This is a genomic window from Terriglobales bacterium, from assembly GCA_035691485.1.
Lineage (GTDB): Bacteria > Acidobacteriota > Terriglobia > Terriglobales > Acidobacteriaceae > JAIQGF01.
The window spans coordinates 1-2,991 of sequence record DASSIZ010000006.1 but is presented as its reverse complement, the minus strand read 5'-3'; the positions used below and the strand labels follow the sequence as shown (position 1 = coordinate 2,991).

At 59.7% G+C, this 2,991-nt stretch carries 1 protein-coding gene; it reads left to right on the top strand.

Annotated elements, in window-relative coordinates; all coding sequences use genetic code 11:
- Positions 1–689 precede the first annotated feature (689 nt).
- Positions 690–2,885: an alpha/beta hydrolase domain-containing protein gene (locus tag VFI82_00540; GenBank protein ID HET7183141.1), complete on the top strand. Its 2,196-nt coding sequence runs from the start codon at positions 690–692 to the stop codon at positions 2,883–2,885.
- Positions 2,886–2,991: the final 106 nt, after the last annotated feature.

The following is a 2,991-nucleotide window of genomic DNA, read 5'->3' as shown; positions in this document are numbered from 1 at the left end:
CCGCGCGCGGATCAAGCTCCGTGAACTGCTCAGCAGGTACTTCGACCGCGGCAGAAATGCAACAAGGGCGTCGCTGCCGTTGAAGCAAATTGTCAGTGACTTGCGCGCCTCGGCAGCCGCGCTTTAACGGCAGGCGCTCTATTCGTCAGAGCGTTTTCGGAAAAACGCAAGACCTCGGCAGCAATGAGGCGCATGGCCTGTTCGGCTCCATCACAGCGCAATAATGCGCTTGCCCTCCGACACGGCAAAAACTGAAAACAAATGGCGGAAGCGTTATATCGCCGAGCCAAGTAATTCGGTGGTGTCTTCGGCCAAACGTGGTCCTCCCCAAAACAAAAAACCGGCCGCAACCGGGTTTGAAAAAGACCTTAGCGATACTACCGCCCTACTTCGTCTTGACGCCGCCAGAGTTGGCGTTCGATCACTCATATTGATAGCCGAAGCAAGTGAGCGCACGCCCTGAGGAAAGCATCTTTCCGCTTGCTCATTCAACTGGAACTGGCGCACTGTCCCACGCTTGCAAATTTTTACCGCGCGCGTCGTACACATTTTGTTGACAAGGGTAGGCTCGAAACATAGACTTCGCGCCACTTTCGGTGGGCGGCCGGTGAGGGCCTCTCAACTTCCTATCCGAAGACCAGCTATCCTGTGGAGGATCCATGCGCGTTCGCAGAGCCCTTGCGCTCTTATTGCTGCTTTCGCTTGTACTCGCTGTTCCAGCTTCTGCCCGTATAGTTCGATTCACCATCTACAAAAAGACCTCGCCAGCGTTCGCGGGCGCGACTTTCGGCAGCGCTGGACAGTACGAGACTCTTTCCGGCCTTGCCTTCGGCGAACTGGATCCGGATGACCCGGTGAACGCGATCATCCAGGATATTCAACTCGCGCCGAGGAACGGTCACGGCAAGGTCGAATACACCGCCACATTCTTTATCGTTAAGCCGATCGATATGACAAAGGCCAGCGGGCTGCTCTGGCATGACGTGCCGAACCGCGGCGGCCGCATCACCATCGTCGACGCCGAAAAGGCCTTCGGCGATGTTGGAATCTCCAGCGGCTGGCAGGGCGACAACGCCGGCAATACCGACCAGTCCAAACTCACCGACCCGGCAAACATCACCACTGATTTCGTGAAGGTCCCGATCGCTTATAACCCGGATGGCTCCGCCATTACCGGGACGGTGCTGGCTCGCATCATCAATCCCGTTGCCGGACTGGTTTCTGCACCCCTGAAGGTGCAGTCGAACGCCTTCCCCTATAGACCCTTCACGACCGACACGACGAAGGCGACCCTGACCGAGCACCTGCACGAAACCATGACCGGAGTCGTCACTCCAGGAAATATCATAGCCAGCGCCGATTGGGCGTGGGCCCATTGCGATGCGACGCACCCATTCCCGGGTACGCCGATTATTCAGGTCCCGGGTACGCCGATCAATCAAGAGATCTGCCTGCGCAATGGATTCGACACCAACAAGCTGTATCAGCTGGTGTTCACCGCGAAAGATCCCTACGTTCTTGGCGTTGGGTTTGCCGCGTTTCGCGATGTGGAGTCCTTCTTCAAGTACGAGGCGGCCGATGACGATGGCCAGCCCAACCCCATCGCCGGCAAGATCAAATGGTCGATCGCGCGGGGCGTATCACAGAGCGGCAATTATTTGCGCGGCTGGCTGCATCTCGGCTTTAATGAGGACGAGAAGCACCGCCAGGTCGATGACGGCATGTGGCCGATCATTGCCGGCCGCCGCATCGCGTTGAACTTCCGCTGGGCTCAGCCCGACGGCGTGCTGGAGCTGTACGAAGCCGGCAGCGAAGGGCCGCAGTGGTGGACGCGTTATGAGGACCACGTGCGGAACCTGCCGGCACGCGGCATCCTGGATCGCTGCACGGCGTCTCGCACCTGTCCCAAGATCATCGAGCACTTCGGCGCTGCCGAAGTCTGGGAGTTGAAGCTGCCCATCGAATGGGTGGGCACGGATGGCACCAAAGATATCCCGCTGCCCGACAACGTTCGTCGCTACTACATCGCCAGCACCACGCATGGCGGCATGACTACGCCGGCGGGGACCAACCTGTTTGACTTCACTCCCAATGCTCCGGGCTGCCCCGGAAATCAATGGGGCACCGGTGCATTCGCTGGCAATCCGGTTCCGCACACGCAGGTTGTGAACGCGATTCGCGTGCACTTCCGCGACTGGGTCATGAATGGCACTCTGCCGCCGGATAGTCTCTATCCGCGGTTGCGTACCCCGGATGGCGACGGCGATGACAACGGCCGCGGTCTCCACAAGGGCGACGGGGACAACGTCCAGAACCTGGTGCCACCAACGCTCGCCGCAATGGGCTTCCCGACGGGACTTCCGATACTGCGCGACATCGCTCCTCGGGCTCCGGAGGCGGCGACTATAAACGGCAACAATGAGGTGCCGTTCATCAACCCGGTGCTCGACTATGACTGGGGACCGCAGTTTGATCCTAACGATGGCAGCGGTATTCCTACCAACATTCCGCCGCCGATCAAGCAGGTGATCAAGATGTTGGTTCCGCGCACCGACTCGGACGGTAACGAACTGGGCGGGGTGCCGTCGGTGCTGCGCGATGCGCCGCTCGGCTCCTACTTCGGCTGGAACGTTACTGCTGCGGGCTTCCACAAGTCCCAGAACTGTGACTACACCGGCGGCTACATTCCGTTTGCGAAAACAAAGGCGCTGCGGATCGCGAATAACGATCCGCGGCCGTCGCTGGAAGAACGCTACGGAACGCACGCTGGCTATGTGGCAAGGGTGCAGGCTGCTGCTGCGCACGCGGTCGCGAGCGGCTTCCTGCTGCAGGCCGACGCCGACGCGCTGGTCGCAGCAGCCAACGCCAGCCAGGTACTGAAGTAGGCGCTTGGTGATCAGGTAAGCAGTTTGTAAGTTGATGGATCAGCCGGCTCGGATTTGTTCAAGCATACCTAATGCCGGGAACAAACTCGAGCCGGCTGCCGAGGGT